At 38.8% G+C, this 22,373-nt stretch carries 22 protein-coding genes; 13 read left to right on the plus strand and 9 right to left on the minus strand.

Annotation, left to right across the window (positions count from 1 at the left end):
- Genes rutF through WBW42_RS03970 form a run of 3 tightly spaced genes read left to right on the plus strand, consistent with a single transcriptional unit; the run spans position 1 to position 2,862 of the window.
- Positions 1–591, plus strand: coding sequence for an NADH-dependent FMN reductase RutF (rutF, locus tag WBW42_RS03960; protein WP_078210294.1), 591 nt, complete (start codon positions 1–3; stop codon positions 589–591).
- A gap of 30 nt (positions 592–621) precedes the next feature.
- Positions 622–1,974, plus strand: coding sequence for a pyrimidine utilization transport protein G (gene rutG / locus WBW42_RS03965; RefSeq protein WP_032056680.1), 1,353 nt, complete (start codon positions 622–624; stop codon positions 1,972–1,974).
- Positions 1,975–1,989: 15 nt separating this feature from the next.
- Positions 1,990–2,862 carry an NAD(P)-dependent oxidoreductase gene (locus WBW42_RS03970; RefSeq protein WP_080776809.1) on the plus strand — a complete coding sequence of 291 codons (873 nt, stop codon included), beginning with the start codon at positions 1,990–1,992 and terminating at the stop codon, positions 2,860–2,862.
- Positions 2,863–2,907: 45 nt separating this feature from the next.
- On the opposite strand, the gene WBW42_RS03975 is transcribed toward WBW42_RS03970, so the two are convergent.
- Positions 2,908–3,360, minus strand: coding sequence for an SRPBCC family protein (locus WBW42_RS03975; protein ID WP_014207573.1), 453 nt, complete (start codon positions 3,358–3,360; stop codon positions 2,908–2,910).
- A gap of 38 nt (positions 3,361–3,398) precedes the next feature.
- On the opposite strand from WBW42_RS03975, the gene WBW42_RS03980 reads away from it, so the two are divergent.
- From WBW42_RS03980 to WBW42_RS03995, 4 genes are all read left to right on the plus strand, one after another.
- Positions 3,399–3,515 (plus strand): hypothetical protein, encoded by a 117-nt coding sequence (locus WBW42_RS03980; protein WP_002116161.1) that lies wholly within the window; start codon positions 3,399–3,401, stop codon positions 3,513–3,515.
- 59 nt (positions 3,516–3,574) lie between these two features.
- Positions 3,575–4,297: a CAF17-like 4Fe-4S cluster assembly/insertion protein YgfZ gene (gene ygfZ, locus WBW42_RS03985; protein WP_032056682.1), complete on the plus strand. Its 723-nt coding sequence runs from the start codon at positions 3,575–3,577 to the stop codon at positions 4,295–4,297.
- 146 nt (positions 4,298–4,443) lie between these two features.
- Positions 4,444–5,154 carry a DsbC family protein gene (locus WBW42_RS03990; RefSeq protein WP_014207575.1) on the plus strand — a complete coding sequence of 237 codons (711 nt, stop codon included), beginning with the start codon at positions 4,444–4,446 and terminating at the stop codon, positions 5,152–5,154.
- Between the two features lie 184 nt (positions 5,155–5,338).
- Positions 5,339–6,163 (plus strand): tetratricopeptide repeat protein, encoded by an 825-nt coding sequence (locus WBW42_RS03995; RefSeq protein ID WP_032056683.1) that lies wholly within the window; start codon positions 5,339–5,341, stop codon positions 6,161–6,163.
- A 31-nt stretch (positions 6,164–6,194) separates the two neighbouring features.
- Here WBW42_RS03995 and WBW42_RS04000 read toward each other — a convergent pair whose 3' ends face one another.
- From WBW42_RS04000 to WBW42_RS04015, 4 genes are all read right to left on the minus strand, one after another.
- Positions 6,195–7,118, minus strand: coding sequence for an AEC family transporter (locus WBW42_RS04000; protein WP_032056684.1), 924 nt, complete (start codon positions 7,116–7,118; stop codon positions 6,195–6,197).
- A gap of 56 nt (positions 7,119–7,174) precedes the next feature.
- Positions 7,175–8,284, minus strand: coding sequence for an NADH:flavin oxidoreductase/NADH oxidase (locus WBW42_RS04005; protein WP_032056685.1), 1,110 nt, complete (start codon positions 8,282–8,284; stop codon positions 7,175–7,177).
- A 9-nt stretch (positions 8,285–8,293) separates the two neighbouring features.
- Positions 8,294–10,423 (minus strand): TonB-dependent receptor family protein, encoded by a 2,130-nt coding sequence (locus tag WBW42_RS04010; protein WP_032056686.1) that lies wholly within the window; start codon positions 10,421–10,423, stop codon positions 8,294–8,296.
- Between the two features lie 134 nt (positions 10,424–10,557).
- Positions 10,558–11,124, minus strand: coding sequence for a DNA-3-methyladenine glycosylase (locus WBW42_RS04015; protein WP_032056687.1), 567 nt, complete (start codon positions 11,122–11,124; stop codon positions 10,558–10,560).
- Between the two features lie 75 nt (positions 11,125–11,199).
- On the opposite strand from WBW42_RS04015, the gene mutM reads away from it, so the two are divergent.
- On the plus strand, positions 11,200–12,024 hold the full coding sequence (gene mutM / locus WBW42_RS04020) for a bifunctional DNA-formamidopyrimidine glycosylase/DNA-(apurinic or apyrimidinic site) lyase (RefSeq protein WP_032056688.1): 825 nt from the start codon (positions 11,200–11,202) through the stop codon (positions 12,022–12,024).
- A gap of 19 nt (positions 12,025–12,043) precedes the next feature.
- Positions 12,044–12,334, plus strand: a complete 291-nt coding sequence (locus tag WBW42_RS04025) for a peptidylprolyl isomerase (protein WP_032056689.1) — start codon at positions 12,044–12,046, stop codon at positions 12,332–12,334.
- 88 nt (positions 12,335–12,422) lie between these two features.
- On the opposite strand, the gene WBW42_RS04030 is transcribed toward WBW42_RS04025, so the two are convergent.
- The 4 genes from WBW42_RS04030 to typA all read right to left on the minus strand — a co-directional run bounded on the left by WBW42_RS04030 (position 12,423) and on the right by typA (position 16,801).
- Positions 12,423–13,604 carry a maltoporin gene (locus WBW42_RS04030; RefSeq protein ID WP_032056690.1) on the minus strand — a complete coding sequence of 394 codons (1,182 nt, stop codon included), beginning with the start codon at positions 13,602–13,604 and terminating at the stop codon, positions 12,423–12,425.
- 197 nt (positions 13,605–13,801) lie between these two features.
- Positions 13,802–14,143, minus strand: a complete 342-nt coding sequence (locus WBW42_RS04035) for a gamma-glutamylcyclotransferase family protein (RefSeq protein WP_032036936.1) — start codon at positions 14,141–14,143, stop codon at positions 13,802–13,804.
- A gap of 135 nt (positions 14,144–14,278) precedes the next feature.
- Complete coding sequence (mscL, locus tag WBW42_RS04040) at positions 14,279–14,710, minus strand: large conductance mechanosensitive channel protein MscL (protein ID WP_002116334.1); 432 nt, start codon at positions 14,708–14,710, stop codon at positions 14,279–14,281.
- A gap of 255 nt (positions 14,711–14,965) precedes the next feature.
- Positions 14,966–16,801 carry a translational GTPase TypA gene (typA, locus tag WBW42_RS04045; RefSeq protein WP_002116501.1) on the minus strand — a complete coding sequence of 612 codons (1,836 nt, stop codon included), beginning with the start codon at positions 16,799–16,801 and terminating at the stop codon, positions 14,966–14,968.
- 178 nt (positions 16,802–16,979) lie between these two features.
- Between typA and WBW42_RS04050 the strand changes: the two genes are divergently transcribed.
- The 4 genes from WBW42_RS04050 (at position 16,980) to WBW42_RS04065 (ending at position 22,370) form a co-directional block, all read left to right on the plus strand.
- Complete coding sequence (locus WBW42_RS04050; protein ID WP_032056691.1) at positions 16,980–18,338, plus strand: uracil-xanthine permease family protein; 1,359 nt, start codon at positions 16,980–16,982, stop codon at positions 18,336–18,338.
- 64 nt (positions 18,339–18,402) lie between these two features.
- Positions 18,403–19,416, plus strand: coding sequence for a methyltransferase (locus WBW42_RS04055; protein WP_002116028.1), 1,014 nt, complete (start codon positions 18,403–18,405; stop codon positions 19,414–19,416).
- Positions 19,417–19,437: 21 nt separating this feature from the next.
- Positions 19,438–20,898, plus strand: a complete 1,461-nt coding sequence (locus WBW42_RS04060) for an amino acid permease (protein WP_014207587.1) — start codon at positions 19,438–19,440, stop codon at positions 20,896–20,898.
- A gap of 266 nt (positions 20,899–21,164) precedes the next feature.
- Positions 21,165–22,370: an RtcB family protein gene (locus WBW42_RS04065; protein WP_005064298.1), complete on the plus strand. Its 1,206-nt coding sequence runs from the start codon at positions 21,165–21,167 to the stop codon at positions 22,368–22,370.
- The last annotated feature ends 3 nt before the right edge of the window (positions 22,371–22,373 follow it).

A 22,373-nucleotide genomic window follows, 5' to 3' on the forward strand; every position in this document is an offset into this window, starting at 1 on the left:
ATGATCATGCATTGGGGTTGGAGAGCAATCATGCAAAAAAGAGAAGAGAAACAGGTTTTAACTCCATCTGCTATTCAGCAGGCTCAAACATGCTCAACACACTTAGAAGTAGATCAGCATACTTTTAGACAAGGCATGGCAAATCTTGGAGCAGCAGTGAATGTCATCACGACAGATGGACCTGCGGGACAGGCTGGCTTTACAGCCTCCGCTGTATGTAGCGTAACCGATACACCACCGACACTATTGGTTTGTCTCAATCGCTCAGCATCTGTGTTTAATACTTTTAAACAAAACGAGGTGCTTTGTGTCAATACTTTAGCTGCCCATCAAAGTACGCTATCTACAATATTCGGCGGAAAAACACCAATGCCAGAACGCTTTGCTCATGGGGAATGGAGCAAGCTACTCACTGGTTCTCCGATTTTGAATGAGGCCTTGGTGTCATTTGATTGTGAAATTGTACAAAGCATGAGTATCGGTAGTCATGACGTCTTGTTTTGTGCAGTCAAAGCAATGAAACACCAAAGTGGACTTAATGCACTTATGTACTTCAACCGCAGTTATTGCGAATTACAAACAGCATGCTAATGCAGATAAAAATGAAAAAGAGGATCTGTTATGCGAACAAAAGAATCTTGGTTTCCTAAATTTAAGCCGCACACAGGTAATTTAGAAACTCCCGTACAAATTGATGAATATCTCCCTCCCGGTAAAAGTATTGTTTTGGGGTTACAACATGCTTTTGCTATGTTCGGAGCAACTGTTTTAGCTCCGTTACTCATGGGCTTTGATCCGAACCTCACCATTTTTATTACTGGTATTGGCACCATCTTGTTCTTTTTAATTACAGGTGGGCGTATGCCTAGCTATCTCGGATCAAGCTTCGCGTTTATTGGCGCAGTCGCTGCCGCCACAGGCTATGCAGGGGTTGGATCAAATCCCAATTTAGCTGTGGCGCTTGGCGGTACAATCATTTGCGGTTTGGTTTATGCATGCATCGGTTTAATTGTGATGAAAACTGGAACTGCATGGATTGAAAAACTCATGCCACCCGTGGTCACTGGTGCAATTGTCATGATTATTGGTTTAAACCTTGCACCTGTAACAATTAAAAGCGTTTCGACAAATAGCTTTGACACGTGGATGGCTGTCATTACCATTTTATGCATTAGTGCTGTTGCTGTTTTTACAAGAGGTATGATTCGCCGCCTTCTATTACTCATCGGGCTCATCAGTGCTTATTTTATTTATTTTCTACTCACCAATATCTTAGGGTTAGGCAAACCCATCGATTTTAATGCAATCAGTCAAGCTGCATGGTTTGGCCTACCCACTTTTCACTCACCTGTTTTTAATGCCAAAGCTATTTTATTGATTGCACCTGTTGCGCTTATTTTAGTCGCTGAAAACTTGGGACATTTTAAAGCGGTTTCTGCCATGACAGAACGTAATTTATCGCCATATATGGGGCGTGCTTTTTTTGCAGATGGTATCTGTACAAGTTTATCAGCTTCTGTTGGTGGTACAGGCATGACGACTTATGCTGAAAATATTGGAGTAATGGCTGTAACTAAAGTCTATTCAACGACTATTTTTGTGGTTGCGGGACTATTTGCAATTCTACTCGGTCTATCTCCTAAATTTGGAGCAATCATTAGTACCATCCCTGTCGCTTTATTAGGCGGTGCATCCATTGTTGTCTTTGGTTTAATTACTGTGGCTGGAGCAAAAATTTGGATCGATAACAAAGTTGATTTCACCAAAAATAGTACTTTAATTATTGCAGCAGTCAGCCTGATTATGGGTGCTGGTAATTTAAGCCTACATATTGGGCCATTTGACCTAGGGGGTATTGGAACTGCGACACTTGCAGCAATTGTGCTTAACCTATTACTCAACAGAACGGAAAAATCTGAAAGTCAATCTATTGAAAAATCAGTAGAACCGCTTAATTCTGTCCCACATCTCTAATTCTGGAGAAACTCCTTGATTCAAAGTGTTTCATTTATCGGTTTAGGTGCAATGGGATGGCACATGGCTTCCCATTTAACCCAAGTATGTAGCCAAGTCTATGTTTGGAATCGTACTTTTGCTAAAGCAAAGCAACATGAACAAACCTTTGGTACGGAGGCTGTAGACCTGACACAAGCTCTACAAGCAGATATTATCTTTTCATGCCTACCGACTAGCCAAGATGTAGAAAATTTAATTGCGAATTCTCAACTAAAACAAGGCTGTATTTGGGTGGATTGCACTAGCGGTGTGCCAGAGACTGCAAGAAAACTCAGCCAACAGCTCAAATTAAGTGGAGTTGATTATTTAGATGCACCAGTTTCAGGACAAACGATTGGGGCTGAACGAGGAACTCTCACGGTAATGGTCGGAGGTAACGAGTCTGCTTTTAAAAGAGCAAAACCAATCATTCAAGCCTTTGCTAATTTAGTTGAATATGTCGGCGAAAGTGGTGCTGCCTTTGCAGTAAAGGCCATTAATAATACGTTAATGGCAACACATCTTTGGGCGTTGGCAGAGGGATTAAGTATCCTTAAATCCCAAGGCGTAAATTTACACTCCGCAATGAACTGCATTAACCACTCTAGCGGCAAAAGTAATGTTTCAGAACACATCATGATGCAACGCGTTTTAAACCGCAAATTTGAAAAAACTTTTGCATTAGATTTATTACAAAAGGATATTGGAATTGCACTAAATCTCGTTACTCAAAATAATTTGGAACTCCCAGCTTTTAATCTTATTCAGCAACAGTTTAATCAGGTTTCCAAACCCGATGCACAACAAGTTGATTTTTCAGCCATAGTTAAGCTATTGGAACAACAAAACCAATTTGAACTATGTTAAGAGTAGGTCATACGACCTACTCTTTTATAAGAAAGTAGAGTGACTTTATTGATCTGGAATTTCAGCTTCAATCAATAAGGTAAGCAAAGATAGGGATTCTTGCCACCCTAAATAACAAGCTTCTACAGGAATAACTTCCGGTATTCCTTCTTGCGTAATATGCACTTCTGTACCTACCAATACGCTTTTTAATGTAATAGTAACCTGCATAGTCCCAGGTAAATTTGGGTCATCGAATTGATCGTTGTAGCGAATTAGTTCATTTGGAACTAATTCCACATATGTTCCGCCAAAAGCATGGGTTGAACCTGTTGAAAAATTGGTAAAACTCATTTTGTATGAGCCACCAACATTTGCATCAAAACTATGAACTTTCGCAGTAAAACCATGGGGCGGTAACCACTTGACTAAAGCATCTGGATCTAAAAATGCACGGTAAACTCGCTCGGCTGGAGCCTTAAACACGCGATGAAATTTCACTGTTCCTGTTGCCATCATATTCTCCTTATTTTAATTTCCTTAAAATTATTGAAATTATGGCTATTAGCTTAAACCTTCCGATTTATCCGAACGTATATTTTTGGTGTTTTTTTAAACAAAAAAGCCAGCTTCAGGACAAACTCAAATTACGAAAACTATGGCTGATTTTTTAGTAAAAATGGAGCAAAATAGTCAGCAATCATAAAGAAACATATTGAATTTGAGATTAATCATGAGTCTGCTCGCTTTCTCCTCATATGCTTTAAACGGTGTAGATGCACAAAAGTTTTTACAAGGCCAAGTTACTGTAGATACTGAACGTTTAGCTGAAAATGAAACTCGCTATACAGCGATTTGTGATCTTAAAGGCCGTATTCACTTTGGCTTATGGCTAAAGAAGATGAATCCTGAAAGTTTTGAAATTGTAGTTACTCAAGATCAAGCTGAAGAGTTTGCCAAGCATATTAAAAAGTATGGTGCCTTTTCAAAAATGACCTTAAGTGAACAAGGCACTGTGTTCCCAAAAGTTGAGGATCATCAAACTGAATTCACTACTGCTGAAACTGATATTTCCAAATGGCAAAAACAAGCCATTATGACTGGTCAAGCTTGGATTACACAGGCTACTGAACATGAATTCCAACCACAGGAATTACGTTTACATCAACGTGAAGGCGTCAATTACGACAAAGGCTGTTACCTAGGTCAGGAAATTGTGGCGCGTCTTTGGTTTAAAGCAAAACCAAAACACTGGTTACATCTGGTTCAGGGTACAGGTGAAGCGCCTGCTTCAGCAACTCAATTAAATAATGATGTTGAAGTCGTCAATAGTATTGCAAATGATGAAGGCTATCTTGCTTTAGTTGTAGCTAAACCTGCTGCTCTTCAAGAGTTAGGGATTCAAGTTCTTGAGTTACCAGAAGCTTTAAGTGGCGACGTAGCAAGACCACAATAATAACTTTTATTAGTTCAAACTGCCCACTGCTAAGTTAGTGGGCTTTTTTATAGATACAAAACACTAATGATTTCATTAGATTAGAACGTCAATTTTTTAAGCTTTATATGCCATCATTAGCCCTATTGAAATTAAAGAGAAAAAAGATGAAAACTAAACTTGCTACACTCATGTTGAGTCTGGCTATTTTCGGTTCTGCTCATGCTGATGTTAAAACACTTGAACAAAATCTTAAGACGAATTATCCCGATTTGCCTGTAAAAGGTGTTTATCAATCGCCTGTACAGGGCATTTATGAAGTCTATACAAGCGGCCGCATTGTTTATACTAATCAAGATGCGAAGTACTTTTTTGTTGGTAATTTAGTCGACATCAAACAACAAAAAAACATGACTGAAGAACGTATTGCCGAATTGGGCAAGATTGACGTTAAAAGTTTGCCATTAAATCAGGCGATTAAATATGTAAAAGGTAAAGGCGAACGTACGCTCTATGTCTTTAGTGACCCAGATTGCCCATATTGCCAGCGCCTAGAACAAAATATGGTTGGGGTTGATAACGTAACCGTATATGTGTTCCTTTATCCTCTTACTAGTTTGCATCCAAATGCTGAAAAAGTTTCAAATCAAATCTGGTGTTCAAAAAATCCGGCAGAAGCTTGGACAAACTATATGCTTAATCGCAAATTGCCGACTAATAGCAAAAGTTGCTCAAGCCCAATTCAGAAAAATATCGCTTTAGGTCAAAAATTAAATATTGATGGAACACCTACCCTGTTCTTGCAAGATGGCCAAAGACTCTCTGGTGTACCAAGTGATGCCAAACAAATTGAAGCATTACTCCAGACTGCAAAATAACAATATTACCCACTCCGTTATATGAATGTGAGTGGGTATTTTTTCTCCACAATTTGCCCAAAGTGCAGTGCTTTATATACAAATCGGCTGTTTACTTTCATCAATCAATATTTATGATGAGAAATTGAGACTCTTTCATGCATCAATGGAATGATGTAGCTACGAAGTAAAAGGTTAAAAAGAAATGAAGAAATTACTAATCGCAAGCCTAATCACCCTTTCAAGTGCATCAATTTTTGCAGCTGATAACACAGCGACTGCTGCTAAAACCGATGTTTTCAAACAAGCTGAACAACTCTACGCAGCAAAAAATTATTCTGCTGCATTTCAGGAAATGCAACGCTTATCTCAATCAGGTAATGCCCAAGCCATCTATAACTTAGGCTATATGACTCAAATGGGCCAAGGTACAGCAAAAGATTCTTCTAAAGCTATTAAATATTATGAAGATGCCTCTAATAAAGGTTATGCTCAAGCGAGTTACACGCTTGCACAAATTTATGAGACTGGTGAATTAGGGGTTGCCAAAGACAGCAACAAATTCAGTCAATATATTCAAAAGGCATCGGCTCAAGGTTCTGATGATGCAACTGTGAAAATTGCGACAATTTTATTTGCACAGAAAAAACCGCAGTCACATCAAATTGCCCTTCAAAAATTGGCACCTTTAATTCGAAAAGGTAACTACCCTGCTATTCAGGTCAAAGCACTCTATGACATTAGCCAAGGGGTTGAAAATAAAAATCCTTTAATGAAACGCCAAGGTATCGAAGCTTTACAGTCAATTGCGCAAAAAGGTTATGCGCCTGCGTCGATGGCTTTAGCAACCATGATGGCGAATGGCAATATCATTCCGCAAAACCTACCGCAGGCTAAAAAGATCTTTACTGAACTTGCCAATCAAAATGTGCCTAACGCTAAAGAATCGTTAGCTTCGGTTGATAAGATTATTGCAGAAAAGAGCAAACAGGCTGCAAATGCTCCCGCACAGCCAGCACCGAAAAAATAATAAATGATGAGCCCCTTATGGGGCTTTTCTTTTACCACCACAGAGCAATAAGACAGCTCACCCCAATAAAACCAACAATTGTACTAATCATAAGCGGTGTTAACGCTTTTTCATTTAAGCCATAGGCTTGTCCAAAAATTCCAAAAGCAATCGGCATTGGTAAAGCAGCGATTAATGTTCCTGCGTAAAGCATTTCACGGCTTACATTTGGGGTTATTAAAAAAAGTGCAAAAATAACAGATGGCATTAGCACAACTTTAAATGTCGCTAACAAAACGCTTTCTATATTTATCGTTGTTATTCCAATACCTACTAAACTTCCGCCAATTGCAAACAAGGCCAAAGGCGAAGCTGTACGCCCAAGTAACTCTAGAGACTGATCAAGCGTCGCAGGAAGGTTAACATCTAAAAGAATGCACCCCATCCCAACCAAAATCGCGATAATGACAGGATTCTTGAGTAAGTTTAAAAATGTCTGTTTTAAAAGCGGTAAAAGATTTTGTTGTTGATGTAAACCAGCTTCGGCCAAAATGAGCATCAGCGCCACAATCAATAAATTCTCAATGATGAGTGTTAAAGAAATATAGATCGCAGCGTGATTACCTATCAACATGGTTAGAATAGCTGTTCCCATAAATCCAGTATTCGACATAGATGCCCCCATCGATATGACGGCGCTATGGGTTAAGCTATTTTTAAAATATTTTCTATAGAGAATAAAAGCAAAGAAAAATAAAATTAAAGACCCGCCACCATAAGCAAGAAAATAAGCTGGGTGCCAAATGTCTTGTAAGTTTTTATTTGCTAATGAGTGAATTAAAAAAGCTGGTAAGGAAATTTTAATTACGAATGCGCTAAGAGCCCTGATCTGTTCAGGTGTTACCAATTTGATGAGGACACAAACATAGCCCATCAATAGCAATATCAAGATAGGTAAAATAACCTGAAAAACCACTGACCGTCCTCACTTAGCGAAAGAAAAATGGGCAAAGATGACTTTGCCCAATACAATTAAAAAGAGTTAAAAAGCTGCTTTAATCCATGTGGTTGGCAACGTAAATACTGAGGCGCAATTTTAACTTCTGCCCCTAAAGCCGCTGCTGCATGCCAAGGCCATCTTGGGTCATATAACATTGCACGAGCAAGACCAATAGCATCAGCTTGCTGGTTTTCCAAAATTTGTTCAGCATGTTCTGGCTCAGTAATTAGCCCTACAGCAATGACCGGAATAGACACATGCTTTTTAACTTGTTCAGCAAATGGAACTTGGTAACCAGCCCCAATCGTAATAGATTGATGCTCGTGCAAACCACCACTAGACACATGCACATAGGCTGCGCCCAATTGCTCTAAAGCTTTTGATAAACCAACCGTAGATTCAACATCCCAGTGCTCGATACTCTCTAACCAATCGGTTGCAGACAGTCTAACACCAACAGGATAACCTTCTGGTACAGCGAGTTTAATTGCCTGAAGAACCTCAAGAGTCATACGCATACGGTTTTCTAAAGAACCGCCATATTCATCAGTACGCTGATTGGCAATTGGCGATAAGAATTGATGTAGTAAATAACCATGCGCAGCATGAACTTCAATCAACTTAAACCCAGCTTCTACAGCACGTTTTGCAGCCGCTGCAAAGTCTTGCTGAACTTGTTTAATCTCAGCAATAGTCAAAGCATGGGGCGCTGCATCATGAACAGAAAAGGTACTTTCACTTGGAGCAACCGTTTGCCAACCATGAGGCTGATTTTTTGCAATCTGACCTTTACCTAACCACGGTTTTTCAGTAGATGCTTTACGCCCTGCATGAGCTAACTGAATTCCAAATGGCATCGGTGAAAGTGTATGAACCTTAGCTAACAACGCTTTGATTTGGTCACGTTGCTGATCATTCCAAAGCCCAAGATCAGCATAGCTAATCCGACCTTCAGGTTGTACAGCAGTCGCCTCTACAATACAAAGGCCCGCACCAGACAATGCATAATTTGCCCATTGCTGTTCATGCCAATAGGTAATTTCACCGTCATCTGTTGCCGAATACTGGCACATCGGAGCAATTACAATTCTATTGACCAGTTGTAGTGAACCAAAGTTAACCGTTTCAAATAATTTTGCCATTTTTAATTCCTAGAATTGCTTAATTACACGTAAACCTGCACTCCAGTTACGTCCATCCGCTGGTTCAAAGTAACGTCCATTACCATCATTTACGATCACTGAACCTGCATAGTTTTTATCAAATAGGTTATCTACACGGGCAAAGCTATTCACTTTCCAGTCACCCATTACCCAGGCATAACCCACATTAGCTGAGGTTACACTGTAGCTTGGTGCTGCGTCACTGTTGGTATCATTCACGTATACTTTATCCATATACTGTACATCTACACCGCCATATAGACCGTGTGATGGCTGCCAAGCTAAAGAAGCATAAGCTTGGTTTTTAGCAATTCCAGGAATAGCATTGCCTGATGGGATTTGAGCAATACTTCCTAAAGCTGGAATATCAGCATCAAAAGTTGCATCTAAATATGTATAGCTAGCAGTCGCTGTTAAATCTCGCCACAACTTTTTATTCCATGCAAACTCTACGCCCTCACGTAAGGTTTTATCTGCATTACGAAAGCTTGATCGGCCATTTGAGTTTCCTGCTGAAACGATGTCATCTTTGGTTTTAGTTTGGAAAACCGCCAAAGTGAAATCACCGAATTGATTTTGTGACTTTAAGCCTGTTTCATAGGTATCGCTTGTAGATGCTGTTAAATCAAAATTAAAACCACTTTCTCCATCTGGACGATATGCCATTTCAGTAAAAGTTGGCGTTTCAAATCCTTTGGCATAACTCACATAGGCCATGAGTTCAGGTAAAATTTGCCAGCTTAAAGCAGCCGAAGGCAAAACTTTACTGTAATCAGTCTTACCACTATCGTCGCCATTACTTAAATAGTTATCTTTAGATTTGTAATGGACATTGCTATAGCGTACGCCTGTATCTAAACGCCACGCTGGTAAGAACTGCCATGACGCTTGTAAATAGGGATCGATATTCCACAAAGTATTATCTTCATCACGGCGCAAATTACCTTTGACACCATAAGAAGGCTGTCCGTTTACTAAATTAAAGTTTTCAAAACCTTTACGATCTTCATCCATTGCATCGAGTGCAACACCGACACTTAGCGTGGTATTAGGAAGTAACTCTTTGCCCGTCCAACGGAAGTCAGCGCCATAATAATCACGTTCAAAATCAATCACCCCGCCTGCATGATTGATGCTGGCATCTTGTGTTGATTTAGGTATAGATTGATATTGAGTAACTTGGCGATTACCTAAATATACCATGGCATAGAGTTCATTTTTATCATTAATCGGTTTAGACCATGTCACCCCCGTTTGAGTTTGTTCAATATCTTTACGGACATTAAATTGCTTTAAAAATGGAACTTGTTGCTTTGGATTAGCATTCCACTGGTCATGCGTTAAACCCTGCGGGTCGTCTGCATGAATTTTGACATAGTTGGTTATCCAGTTGATTTTGCTACCATCATCAAGATCCCAACTGAGCTTTGCATTATTTAGTACTTTTTCTGCACCGCTATGTTCTCGGTAACCATCAGTATCGAAATACGATGAACTAATAACATAGCTTGGTTCATTCGCACCCTTTGCTCCACCTTGTAGCACGAGCCCTGCTCGGCTTTTATCGTGACTGCCTCCCGAATAGCTCAGCTCAATTGAATCTTTGCCTTGCCCTTCTTTAGTAGAAGTTAAAATTGTCCCACCCGATGAGTTTCCATAAAGTGAAGAAAAAGGTCCTGTTAGAACTTCGACATGGTCCAGACTACTTAAATCGATATTAGACGTTTGGCCTTGTCCATCCGGCATTGTTGCAGGAATACCGTCCACATATAGGCGAATGCCTCGAACACCAAAAGTAGAACGTGCACCAAAACCACGCATAGATAACTGTAAATCTTGTGCATAATTTTCACGATTGCGAAGCTGTAAACTCGGTATACCCTTTACAACTTCGGTTAAATTTACTTGTGAAGAAGTATCGACTTGAGGTGCATCTATCCGGAAAACCGAAGCTGGTGTCTGTAAATAGGTTGTATCTGTACGAGTTGCTTCCACATGTAATGTTGGCAATACAGTTACGTCTTGTGTTAAATCTTCTGCCCAAACAAGTGGGCTAGAAATACAGCCCATACTCATCAAAATACAGTAATGAAGTCGGTCTAAGCGTAATAAGGACATGCTTATTTCCTTTATTTATATTGTAGTTATGATAACAAAAAGCGGTGTCTTGTCTGGATATTGAATTCGATCTGCATTGTTGTAAATCTGGAACACTCTTCCTCGATATCTAAAAACTGATTTCCAGATTAAAATTATCGACTCAAAGATGGATGATCTTTCCAGCAATATCGTTCAGGCCAATGTTTTGCTTCTTCGGCATAATCAATTCCAATCCGTGGTGTTAAAACAACTTCTGGTTGCGTTGATGCTGCTTCAACCCACAGTCCAGACTCCTCTCCCAAGATTTGTCCCTTTAAAGATCGATCAATCCCTAAATAGCGTGTCAATTTGCCGGGCCCAGCTAAAAGCTTATATTCTTTTTTGGTTGAAGCACCATTTAAAAATGCAGAACGAATCATTACCCCTTCAGGCACACCTTCTGTCTGAGTAATAAGATTGAGCATTTCATACATGCCATAAATTAAATAGACGTAAATTGTGCCACCAGGGCAATACATTACCTCTGTTCGAGCGGTGCGTTTGTTATTGTAACTATGGCAAGCTTTATCACGAACGCCCAAATAAGCTTCAGTTTCACTAATTGTACAGCGGATCACTTGGCCATCAGGTTGTTGCTTACACAATACGCAGCCGATTAAATCATAAGCTACTTCTGAGGTTTCTCGTTGAAACCAGCTTAATGGTAAAATATCTGACATAGTAATCTCTGAAATATTACATACCACACGTTATACTTGATTAATCCAGTATATCTGTTAATTCTGCGAGTTGGCATGCCTGAGTTACCCGAAGTCGAAACCACCAAAACCAGTTTATTTCCATTATTGAATCAAAAAGTTCTAAGTGTTGAAGTACGCAATCCTAGCTTACGCTGGCCTATACCAGATGATGTTCAGAAACTTGTTGGGCAACGTCTCATTGGGTTAAATCGACGTTCAAAATATATTTTGGCAGAGTTTGAACAAGATCAAATGCTTTGGCATTTAGGCATGTCAGGAAGCTTTCGTCTAACCGAGCCAAATGACGAACTGAGAAAGCATGACCATCTGATTATTCAATTTGAAGATCAGCAATTACGTTACCATGACCCTCGCCGTTTTGGTTGTATTCTTTGGCTTAATCCCGAGACTCAAGGCAAACTCATAGATACTTTAGGACCTGAACCTTTAAGTACTGACTTTCATGCAGAATATTTAGCTTCAAAACTCAAAAATAAATCTGTCGGCATAAAAATTGCACTCATGGATAATCATGTAGTCGTCGGTGTAGGCAATATTTATGCAACTGAAAGTTTGTTTAATGTTGGTATTCACCCAGCACAGCCTGCTGGTGACTTAAGCATGCAACAAATTGAGAAACTTGTTGTCGAGATTAAGCGCATTTTAAAGTCGGCAATTGATTTAGGTGGCTCGACATTACGAGACTACAGCAATGCCATGGGAGAAAATGGTTATTTTCAGCAAACATTGCTCGCGTATGGTCGTGCTGGAGAAATGTGTGTTAACTGTGAAACCACATTAGAAAACTTAAAACTTGGTCAGCGTGCCAGCGTATTTTGCCCACAGTGCCAACCGCTTAAAAAGCTGAGAAAGCCTTAATTTTTTGGAGGAAGACAACATGCAAACAGCAATTGTCCGACATATTTTAGTTAAAGATAAAGACTTAGCTGAGCAGCTAAAAAAGAAGCTTCAAAGTGGCGCTGACTTTGCCAAACTTGCCAAGCAATACTCTACCTGTAATTCGGCAAAACGTGGTGGTGAACTTGGTGAAATCAAAAAAGGGCAATTGGTACCCGTCATCGACAAAGTTGTTTTTACAGCTGCTGAACGTGTGTTACAAGGTCCGATCAAAAGTCAGTTTGGCTATCATCTTTTAGAAGTTAAATTCAGAATGGGTAGCTTAAGATAAGCCCCCTCACAAGTTAATTTAAATTCATAAACAATAGCCCAGTTACTCAATAAAAGAGGCCATTACCGACCTCTTTTATTTTTTAAATTTACCACCAATATTCTAGTTGCATGCCAAAATTTGACCCATGTCCTGTGTTATAAAAATCACTATCAGGATATAAACGATCTCTCAAATTTTGTTCATCCTTGTTCCAAAAAGCATAGGTGTAATACAACCGAAGTTCAGGTCTGTCGTAATATCCTGTCTCTTTTAGTGACCAAGTTGGTGCAATAGTCAATTTTGTTAGGCTTCGATTTTGATCATTGTTATCTATCCGGTCATAGCCAATTTCAGTCGATATTTTAAAATGGTCTTGTACAACATAAGCCATTCTGGAGCCTATGGAAAACCATTCACTATCATTCTGATTCTTAAATTTATCTTTTTGATATATAAATTGAGCCTGTCCATTGAAAACTTTATTTTCAGATTCCCAATCTAAAACTTCAATGAATCTTAAAGAAGAATTATCTCGGTCCAACTCAGGGTTGCCAGTATAACTTAACCCCATACCTGTCCCTTCGCCATATTGCAAAGCAACTGTATTCTTACCATTTAAGACATCGGAAGTTATATTCTGCAATGTTAAGGCCCAACCTGTATGATCTGCATCAATAATAGATAAGCCTGTATTCAGTTTATTTGTATCGTTTAGTTGAATGTCTTTTAGGGTAAAGTCATGTCTATTAATATATTTCTTTTGAAATATATTATCTTTTCTAGAAAAAACATAACTTAATGACAGGTCATTAATTTTATAATTATCGATCCCGAACCCTGTTCCGCTTTGGTTCCAATAAAATAAATCAGACATATGAATATCATTTCGATTATAAAATCTTCTGCCTAACCAAAGATTTGCTCCATTTAAATAAGAAATATTTTTCCAATCTAGATAGATTTGATTTAGCCGCGTATAGCCATCGTCACCACTAAAACTTAAACTTTGACCATACTGATTATAAAATTGAAGCATTCCATTGATACTAATCTCAGAATTATCATTCAATTTTAGAAGATTCTGTTTGGCAAATAGCTCCGCATATTGTTCACATTCATTTCCAAGACGATATTTTGAAGGTGCGCCAGTGAGCTGAAAACATTCTTGTAATTCCCCGCTCTCTGTAACTCCTATACCTGTACGTACATATCCTCCAATTTCAGTAGCGAAAGTAATTTGCGATATGGCATAAAACGTAGTTCCAATAATCCAAGGAGACTTCTTCATTTAAAATTCCTTTTTAAGTGTGAGTTTTCCACACTCACTTATATTCCAAGCAAGGTTGGATAAAAGAACTAATGATTATTAGAAAGAAAACGAAGACTATGTGTGATTTGAAAAGGCTCAAACAAGAGCCTCTATATATTATTTTTTAAATTAGATCTAAAAGAGAAAAATTGAGTTCGTGAAGTCAGCTTTTGTATTTAAATATTTTTAGCATGAGCATTCATTTGATATGTCCAAGCTTTAACAGTTTCCCCTGATTCAAGCATTACATCTACTATAACTCGTTCATATTGAAAGCCTTCAAAATCATCAAGCATCTGCCAGTTTTCAGCAAGTTTTTCTGTGCTAAATAGATAGCCTTCTACCCACTCCGCCTGAGGATCTAACACAATTGCTTTTAAGCCTTGATCTGGTCCCCAATCTAAAATATGTATGATTCCTCTTACCGAAGCTTTGGTCCACGTTCCCCCAATCTGTTCGAGAATATGTGCATTTGCTTTATTTGGACATAATGTTCCATACACAAAAAGCTGATTCATTAATTTATATACCTTTTACAATATGCTGAGTTGAAATTCTCTCTACTGGCAATGTTACCAATAGTTTTAGTACAACATAAAATACTAAGTAATAAAAAACGGTACTCAAGGCACCGTTTTTTATTTCAAATCTTATTAAGCTTGCTTTTTTAACTCATCACGAATTTCACGCAACAATTGAATGTCTTCTGGAGTTGCAGCTGGAGCCTCTGGCTCTTCTTTATTACGGCGAAGTTTATTTAATAATTTCACCATTAAGAACACAACCCACGCCAGAATAATAAAGTTAATTAAAATGGTGAGGAAATTACCATAAGTTAAAACATTAATACCTGCTTTTTGCAAAGCATCTAAAGATTGCAAGTTATTAGGGTTTGCACCTAATACAATGAATTTTTGTGAAAAATCAACACCACCACCAGTAATTACAGTGATAAGTGGCATGATAATATCTTTCACTAAAGAGTCCACGATTTTGCCAAAAGCACCACCAATAATCACACCAATGGCTAAATCCATCATATTGCCTTTAACGGCAAATTCTTTAAATTCTTGAATAATACTCATCTAAACATCTCCAGATGTCGGGGGCAGAAACACGTCATATTTTTCTTTTTCATTGGCATCTTATCGAATTAGATAGTTCTCGCCATGATATTGATAATTTAATATTTTTATCAAAAAAAGAAAGCTATTTCACACTTTAACAACATATTCGTTTACAAGAAAAATATGATTTTAAGCTTACTTTAATTTCAAATATAACGATTAAAAAAACCGCTAAATTAATTTAGCGGTTTCTTCTTTTTCAATTAAGAAAAATTATTTATCACGATTACGTTTACGTTCATTTTCAGTTAAATAACGCTTACGGATACGGATTGATTTAGGTGTTACTTCAACTAATTCGTCGTCTTCAATGAATTCAAGCGCTTGTTCAAGCGTATATTCAATTGCAGGTACTAAAGTTAAAGCATCATCTGTACCAGATGCACGAACGTTAGTTAATTGTTTCGCTTTAGTCGGGTTTACAACCATATCGTCTGAACGAGAGTTAATACCCACGATCATACCTTCGTAAACTTCTAACTGTGGTTTAGCGAATAAACGACCACGGTCTTGTAAACTGAACAATGCATAGCCCAAGCAAGTACCTTGAACCATAGAGATCAATACACCGTTTTGACGTTTCGCAACAGTACCTTGTTTAACAGGACCATAATGCGAGAAGCTTGAAGTCATGATCCCTGTACCAGAAGTCATGGTCAAGAATTCAGAACGGAAACCGATCAAACCACGTGAAGGTACAGTTGCTTCAATACGGATACGGCCTTTACCGTCAACTTCCATATTGGTCATCTCGCCTTTACGGTGACCCATTTGTTCCATTACAGCACCTTGATGCTGTTCTTCAACGTCAAAAGTTACGTTTTCATAAGGCTCTTGTCTTTCACCATCAATTTCTTTGATGATTACTTGTGGACGAGATACGCCCATTTCGAAACCTTCACGACGCATGTTTTCAATTAAAACTGAAAGATGAAGTTCACCACGGCCAGATACTTTGAAACGGTCTGGACTGTCAGTGTCTTCAACACGTAAAGCTACGTTATGAATTAATTCGCGATCAAGACGTTCACGGATATTACGTGAAGTTACGAACTTACCTTCTTTACCAGCAAACGGAGAGTTGTTTACTTGGAAAGTCATAGATACTGTAGGTTCATCTACAGATAAAGCTGGTAATGCTTCAACATTTTTCGGATCACAAATCGTGTCAGAAATGTTAAGTGCGTCGATACCAGTAATACATACGATATCACCAGCAGATGCTGACTCAACATCAATACGCTCTAAACCATGGTAACCCATGATTTTTAAGATACGACCGTTACGTGTATTGCCTTCTTTGTCAATTACAGTAACAGGAGTATTTAATTTTACTGAACCACGTTGAATACGACCAACACCGATAACACCTACGAAGCTGTTATAGTCAAGTGATGAAATCTGCATTTGGAATGGACCATCAACGTCAACTGCTGGTGGTTCAACGATGTCTACAATCGTTTCGAACAACGGAGTCATGTCTTCTGCAAGTTCTTCTGGAGCAGGACCCGCTACACCACGTAAACCTGATGCATAAACGATTGGGAAATCTAATTGCTCATCAGTTGCACCAAGGTTATCAAATAAATCAAATACTTGATCAATAACCCAATCTGGACGTGCACTTGGTTTGTCAACTTTGTTAATAATAACAATTGGTTTTAAACCACGAGCAAAGGCTTTTTGTGTCACAAAGCGAGTTTGTGGCATTGGGCCTTCTTGAGAGTCAACTAAAAGTAATACGCAGTCAACCATCGACATAACACGTTCTACTTCACCACCGAAGTCGGCGTGTCCCGGGGTATCCACGATGTTGATACGGTAAGTTGTATCAGTACGTTTATCTAACCAAGTAATAGAAGTGTTCTTTGCAAGAATGGTAATACCACGTTCACTTTCAAGCGCATTTGAGTCCATGACACGCTCAATCTCGCCTGCTCGTTCACCGAGAGCACCAGATTGCTGAAGTAGTTTATCGACAAGTGTGGTTTTCCCGTGGTCGACGTGCGCAATAATTGCGATATTACGGAGATTTTTGATATCTGACATGAAAATTCGAAACGCCTGAAATTTGAGGGCAAATTATACAGAAAAACACTACTCTTGAGTAGTGACAGTTTATTGACATTGACAAAAAAATTTTCCAATAGCCTGTATTTCGTTTTGTAAAGATAGGTATCTCGATTAGAATAGCGCCAATTTGCGAAATTGCGGCGTACCTACACCCATGTCCAATCAACACTCTCAAGACCATCTTGACCTTGTTTATGGCTTAGATGATCGACCAAAACCTTTGATCGCTTTTTTAGCAGCTTTCCAGCATTTGCTTGCGATTATTGTACCAATTGTTACACCAGGGCTTTTAATTTGTTTAGCTTTAGGCGTATCACGCACCGAAACTAACATGATTTTATCTATGTCTTTGGTGATTTCGGGTATTGCTACATTTCTTCAATGTAAAAAAGTCGGCCCGTTTGGTGCAGGTCTTCTGATTGTACAAGGCACAAGCTTTAACTTTATTGGACCAATTATTGGTATTGGTAGTGCAATGGTTGCCGCAGGAACTCCTGTAAACCAAGTTATGGCTGCAATTTTTGGTGTAGTAATTGCTGGCTCCTTTATTGAAATGGGTGTTTCGCAAATTCTTCCATGGGTAAAAAGATTAATTACTCCCTTGGTGACTGGTATTGTTGTTCTATTAATTGGCTTAACGCTTATTAAGGAAGGCTTGATTAGTATGGGTGGTGGCTACCAAGCCATGCAAGACCATACTTTTGCAAGTGCAGACAACCTTATTATGTCATGTACCGTACTTGCTATTATTATTGTGCTAAACCGCATTCGGGTGGTTTGGATTAAAAGTTCAGCAATCTTAATTGCTTTAGTAATTGGTTACATTCTTGCAGGATTTATGGGTTACCTAGATTTCTCAGGTATTAAAGATGTGCCTCTTGTACAGATTCCAACGCCAATGCACTTTGGTTTAAGCTTTTCTTGGGGCTTATTCATTCCAATGGCTTTTATCTATTTAGTTACATCTTTAGAAGCGATTGGTGACGTGACTGCAACCAGTAAACTTTCAAACCAACCCGTTAATGGTCCAGAATGGATGAAACGCATTAAAGGCGGTGTTTTAGTAAATGGTGCAAACTCTTTATTAGCTGGATTATTTAATACTTTCCCAAGTTCTGTTTTTGCTCAAAATAATGGTGTAATCCAACTCACTGGGGTTGCAAGTCGTTATGTGGGTATCTGGATTGCTGCTTTACTTATTTTATTGGGCTTATTTCCAGCAGTAGCTGGTGTAATACAAGCAGTTCCTCAAGCAGTTTTAGGTGGTGCTGTGATGGTCATGTTCGGTGCGGTTGCTGCATCAGGCATTAACATTCTTTCATCGATTCACCTTGATCGCAGAGCACTTTTGATTATCGCAATTTCACTTGCATTAGGTTTGGGTGTTGCTCAAGTTCCTCAAATTTTGGAACACCTACCAGAATTATTTAAAAATATTTTTAGCTCTGGCGTAGCGACGGGTGGTATAGCAGCATTAATTTTAAATGTTGTACTTCCTGAAACACATAAATAACTATTTTTTTAATTTTGATTACTGCCCAGTTTCCACTGGGCATTCTTCTTCATGAGAGATGTACATGGATCCTAGAAGTGAAGTGATATTAAGACAGCAAGACTATTTAAAAGGTAGAATCTTGTTCATTAATGCACCGAATGATGCCTTAGTTAGTCAACTACCAGCTGATATTGATGCGTCAGTCTGGACATGGAACCATGCTGACTACCAGAGCTTTATAAATAGTGGAACAAATGCGCATTTCTCAGTTGAGTTTCCATTACAAGAATTCGATCAAGCTGTCATTTTTGTTCCCAAATCTAAAGAACTGTTAAATTACATATTGCATGTCGTAATGAGCAATCTTAAAACTGCTCAATCTGTTTTTTTAGTAGGTGAAAAAAAAGGTGGTGTTGAACGCGCTGCCAAACAATTACAAAGCTTCGGCAAAGTACTTAAACTTGATAGTGCACGTCACTGTCAGCTATGGCACTTAAAGATTGAAAAAACAGAACAGCTTAAACCTCTCGAAAGTTGGCTTAAAACTTACACTGTTCATGTTAATGAACAAGAGCTTACGATTTGTGCCCTTCCCGGTGTATTTAGTCAAAATCATCTAGATGTCGGAACTGCTGTTTTACTCCCTTATCTTAATCAGGTGAAATCAGGTAGAATTGCCGACTTCGGGTGTGGTGCTGGAATTATCAGTTGCTATTTGGCAAAAATAAATTCAAGTAATATTATTCATGCCCTAGATATTGATGCTTTCGCTTTACGGTCAACGGAAATGACTTTTAGTCGAAATGGAATAGGTTCAGACCAGTTGAGATTGCAGCCTGTTACAGGAATTGCAGACGCTCCAACAGAACTCGATGCCATTGTCAGTAATCCCCCTTTTCATCAGGGTATTCATACCAACTATGATGCAAGTGAAGGACTCTGCCAGAACGCTAAAAAACATTTAAAGGCATCAGGTGAGCTATGGATTGTAGCAAACCGTTTTTTAAACTATCCGATCTTAATTGAGAAGCACTTTGGTCAGTGCCAGATTAAAACTGATCATCAAGGCTTTAAGGTGTTATATGCCTGTGCATAACAAACTATGTAAGGAATCTCCATGAGCGAAACACATGCTCCTGAAAAACTCCAGCGTAAGCTTGGGGCTCGTCATCTGAATATGATCGCCATTGGTGGTTCCATTGGTACAGGCCTCTTCCTTGCTTCTGGATCAACCATTGCAAACGCTGGCCCTGGTGGAGCGCTACTCGCCTATTCACTCATTGGCATTATGATTTACTTCTTAATGACCAGCTTAGGTGAGCTTGCAACTCACACACCAACATCCGGTGCCTTTTTTACTTATGGCAGTCGTTATGTCGAAGAAGGCTTTGGTTTCGCTCTAGGCTGGAACTATTGGTATAACTGGGCAATTACGGTTGCATTCGAACTTGTTGCGGTTCAATTTATTATGAAGTTCTGGTTCCCTGATATTCCAGGGTTCTATTGGAGTGCCCTGTTCCTTATCGTTATCTTTCTGATCAATGCCATGACAGTAAAGGGATTTGGGGAAAGCGAATTCTGGTTTTCGATGGTTAAAGTAATTGCGATTGTTGCATTTATTATTATTGGCTTAGCCATGATCATCAAGATTATGCTAACTCCAGGTGTTGCAACCTTTGGTAACTGGACCTATAAAGAGGCACCTTTTGTAGGCGGTTTACAAGCCATGATTGGTGTAGCAATGATTGCCGGATTCTCTTTCCAAGGAACCGAAATGGTTGGGGTTGCTGCAGGCGAATCAAAAGATCCAAAGAAGACAATTCCACTTGCAATCAAACAGATTTTCTGGCGAATCTTATTATTCTATATCCTCTGTATTTTCATTATCGGCACTCTGATTGCCTATGATGACCCGAATTTACTGCAAGCAGCTGCCACTGAAGATATCGCACTATCTCCATTTACATTGCTTTATGAAAGAGTAGGTTTTGCTTTTGCTGCGAGTTTAATGAATGCTGTCATTCTTACTGCTATTTTATCAGCAGGTAATTCAGGCATGTATTCCTCAACTCGTATGTTGTTTAAAATGGCTCAAGAAGGCCGTGCACCAAAGTGGTTTGCAAAACTCGATGGTCGTGGCGTTCCAATGAACGCGCTATATGCAACGACGTTTATTGCTGCATTCTGTTTCTTAACGACATTTATTGGTGAAAAACAAGTATTTAACTGGCTACTCAATATGTCGGGTATGTGTGGTTTTATTGTTTGGTTAGGAATCGCGATTTCACACTATCGTTTCCGTAAAGGATACATTGCTCAAGGCTATAAATTAGAAGATTTAGCATATCGTGCCAAGTTTTTCCCATTTGCACCTTGGTTTGCATTTATTCTCTGTTCAATCATTATCTTAGGACAGAACTACCAAGCCATTTTAGGTGGAAAAATTGATTGGTTAGGCTTACTTTCAACTTATATTAGCTTGCCACTGTTCTTGATCATTTGGTTAGGTTATAAGTGGAAAAATAAAACCAAATTGATCTCTTACGATCAAATGAACGTCAAACCTGAGCAAGATTAAAACTGGTCATTAAAGTAAATCAAAGATCAAAAGCTTGATCTTTGATTTAAAAAGCGTAAAATGCCGTTCAGATTTTCAACGGCACTTTTAAATAAGGAGGACATCATGCCATTAGTACAAGGTAAAACAGATTAAATAATTTGGCACGATGTCAGCTCACGGACAAGTGTACAAATTCACACCACTTGTCCGAATGCTTAAACTTAGAACCTAGCATTCGCTAGGTTTTTTTATGCCTATTCGGACGGAAAAATAAGAGAAAAATTATGGGCATACAAAAAATATTAAACAAGGAGGCACTCTATGGTGTCCCTGTTAAAATTTTCACTCAAGATATAGATAGTGAAAGTATAGAACAACTCAAAAAAATGGCTCAGCTGCAATTCATCTATTCTCACATTGCAGTTATGCCTGATGTGCATGTGGGTAAAGGCGCTACTGTAGGTAGTGTTATTCCAACCAAACACGCCATTATTCCTGCTGCTGTAGGAGTTGACATTGGATGTGGGATGAATGCAATTCGCTTGAGTTTAAAGGCTTCACAATTACCTGATAACTTAAGTCGTTTGCGTGATGCAATTGAACGTAAAGTCCCTGTTGGCTTTGCTTTGCATAAACAAGTCAAAGCGAAAGCTTCTAGCATTATTCCACTTGAAAAATGCTTAGAACCAATTATCAAAAAGCATCCTGGTCTTGTCCGAATGCTTCGACAATTTGATGCAACATGGCAAAAGCAACTTGGGACTTTGGGTGGTGGTAATCACTTTATAGAGTTATGTATTGATGAGAATCAAGACGTATGGGTAATGCTACATTCAGGTAGCAGAGGGCTTGGTAATGTTATTGGTACTTACTTTATTGAGTTAGCCAAAAAAGAAGCTCAGCATCGCTTTGGCCATGTTCCTGATAAAGACTTAAGTTATTTTGCTGAAGGCTCAAAAAGTTTTGATGATTATGTAGAAGCTGTAGAGTGGGCACAAGAATATGCTTTTGAAAACCGCAAAGAGATGATGCGATTAATTTTAGAAGCGATCCGCCCTCCTCTCCCTTCTTTTCAAATGACAAAAGAAGCGATTAATTGTCATCATAATTATGTAAGCCGTGAAACACATTTTGGCGAAAATCTATTGATTACCCGAAAAGGTGCAATTAGAGCAGGCTTAGATGAGTTAGGTATTATTCCAGGTTCAATGGGAGCACGATCTTATATCGTTAAAGGCAAAGCAAATCCTGAATCATTTTGTTCTTGTTCTCATGGCGCTGGTCGCAAGATGAGCAGAAGTAAAGCAAAAGTTCTTTTTAATCAGCAAGATCTTATTGAACAAACCCAAGGTATTGAATGCCGTAAAGACAGTGGCGTTGTCGATGAAATTCCAAGCGCCTATAAAGACATTGATGAAGTCATGGCGAATCAGTCAGACCTCATTGAAGTCGTTCACACACTTAAACAAGTTTTATGTATTAAAGGTTAAAAC

The organism is Acinetobacter sp. LT1 (assembly GCF_059800965.1).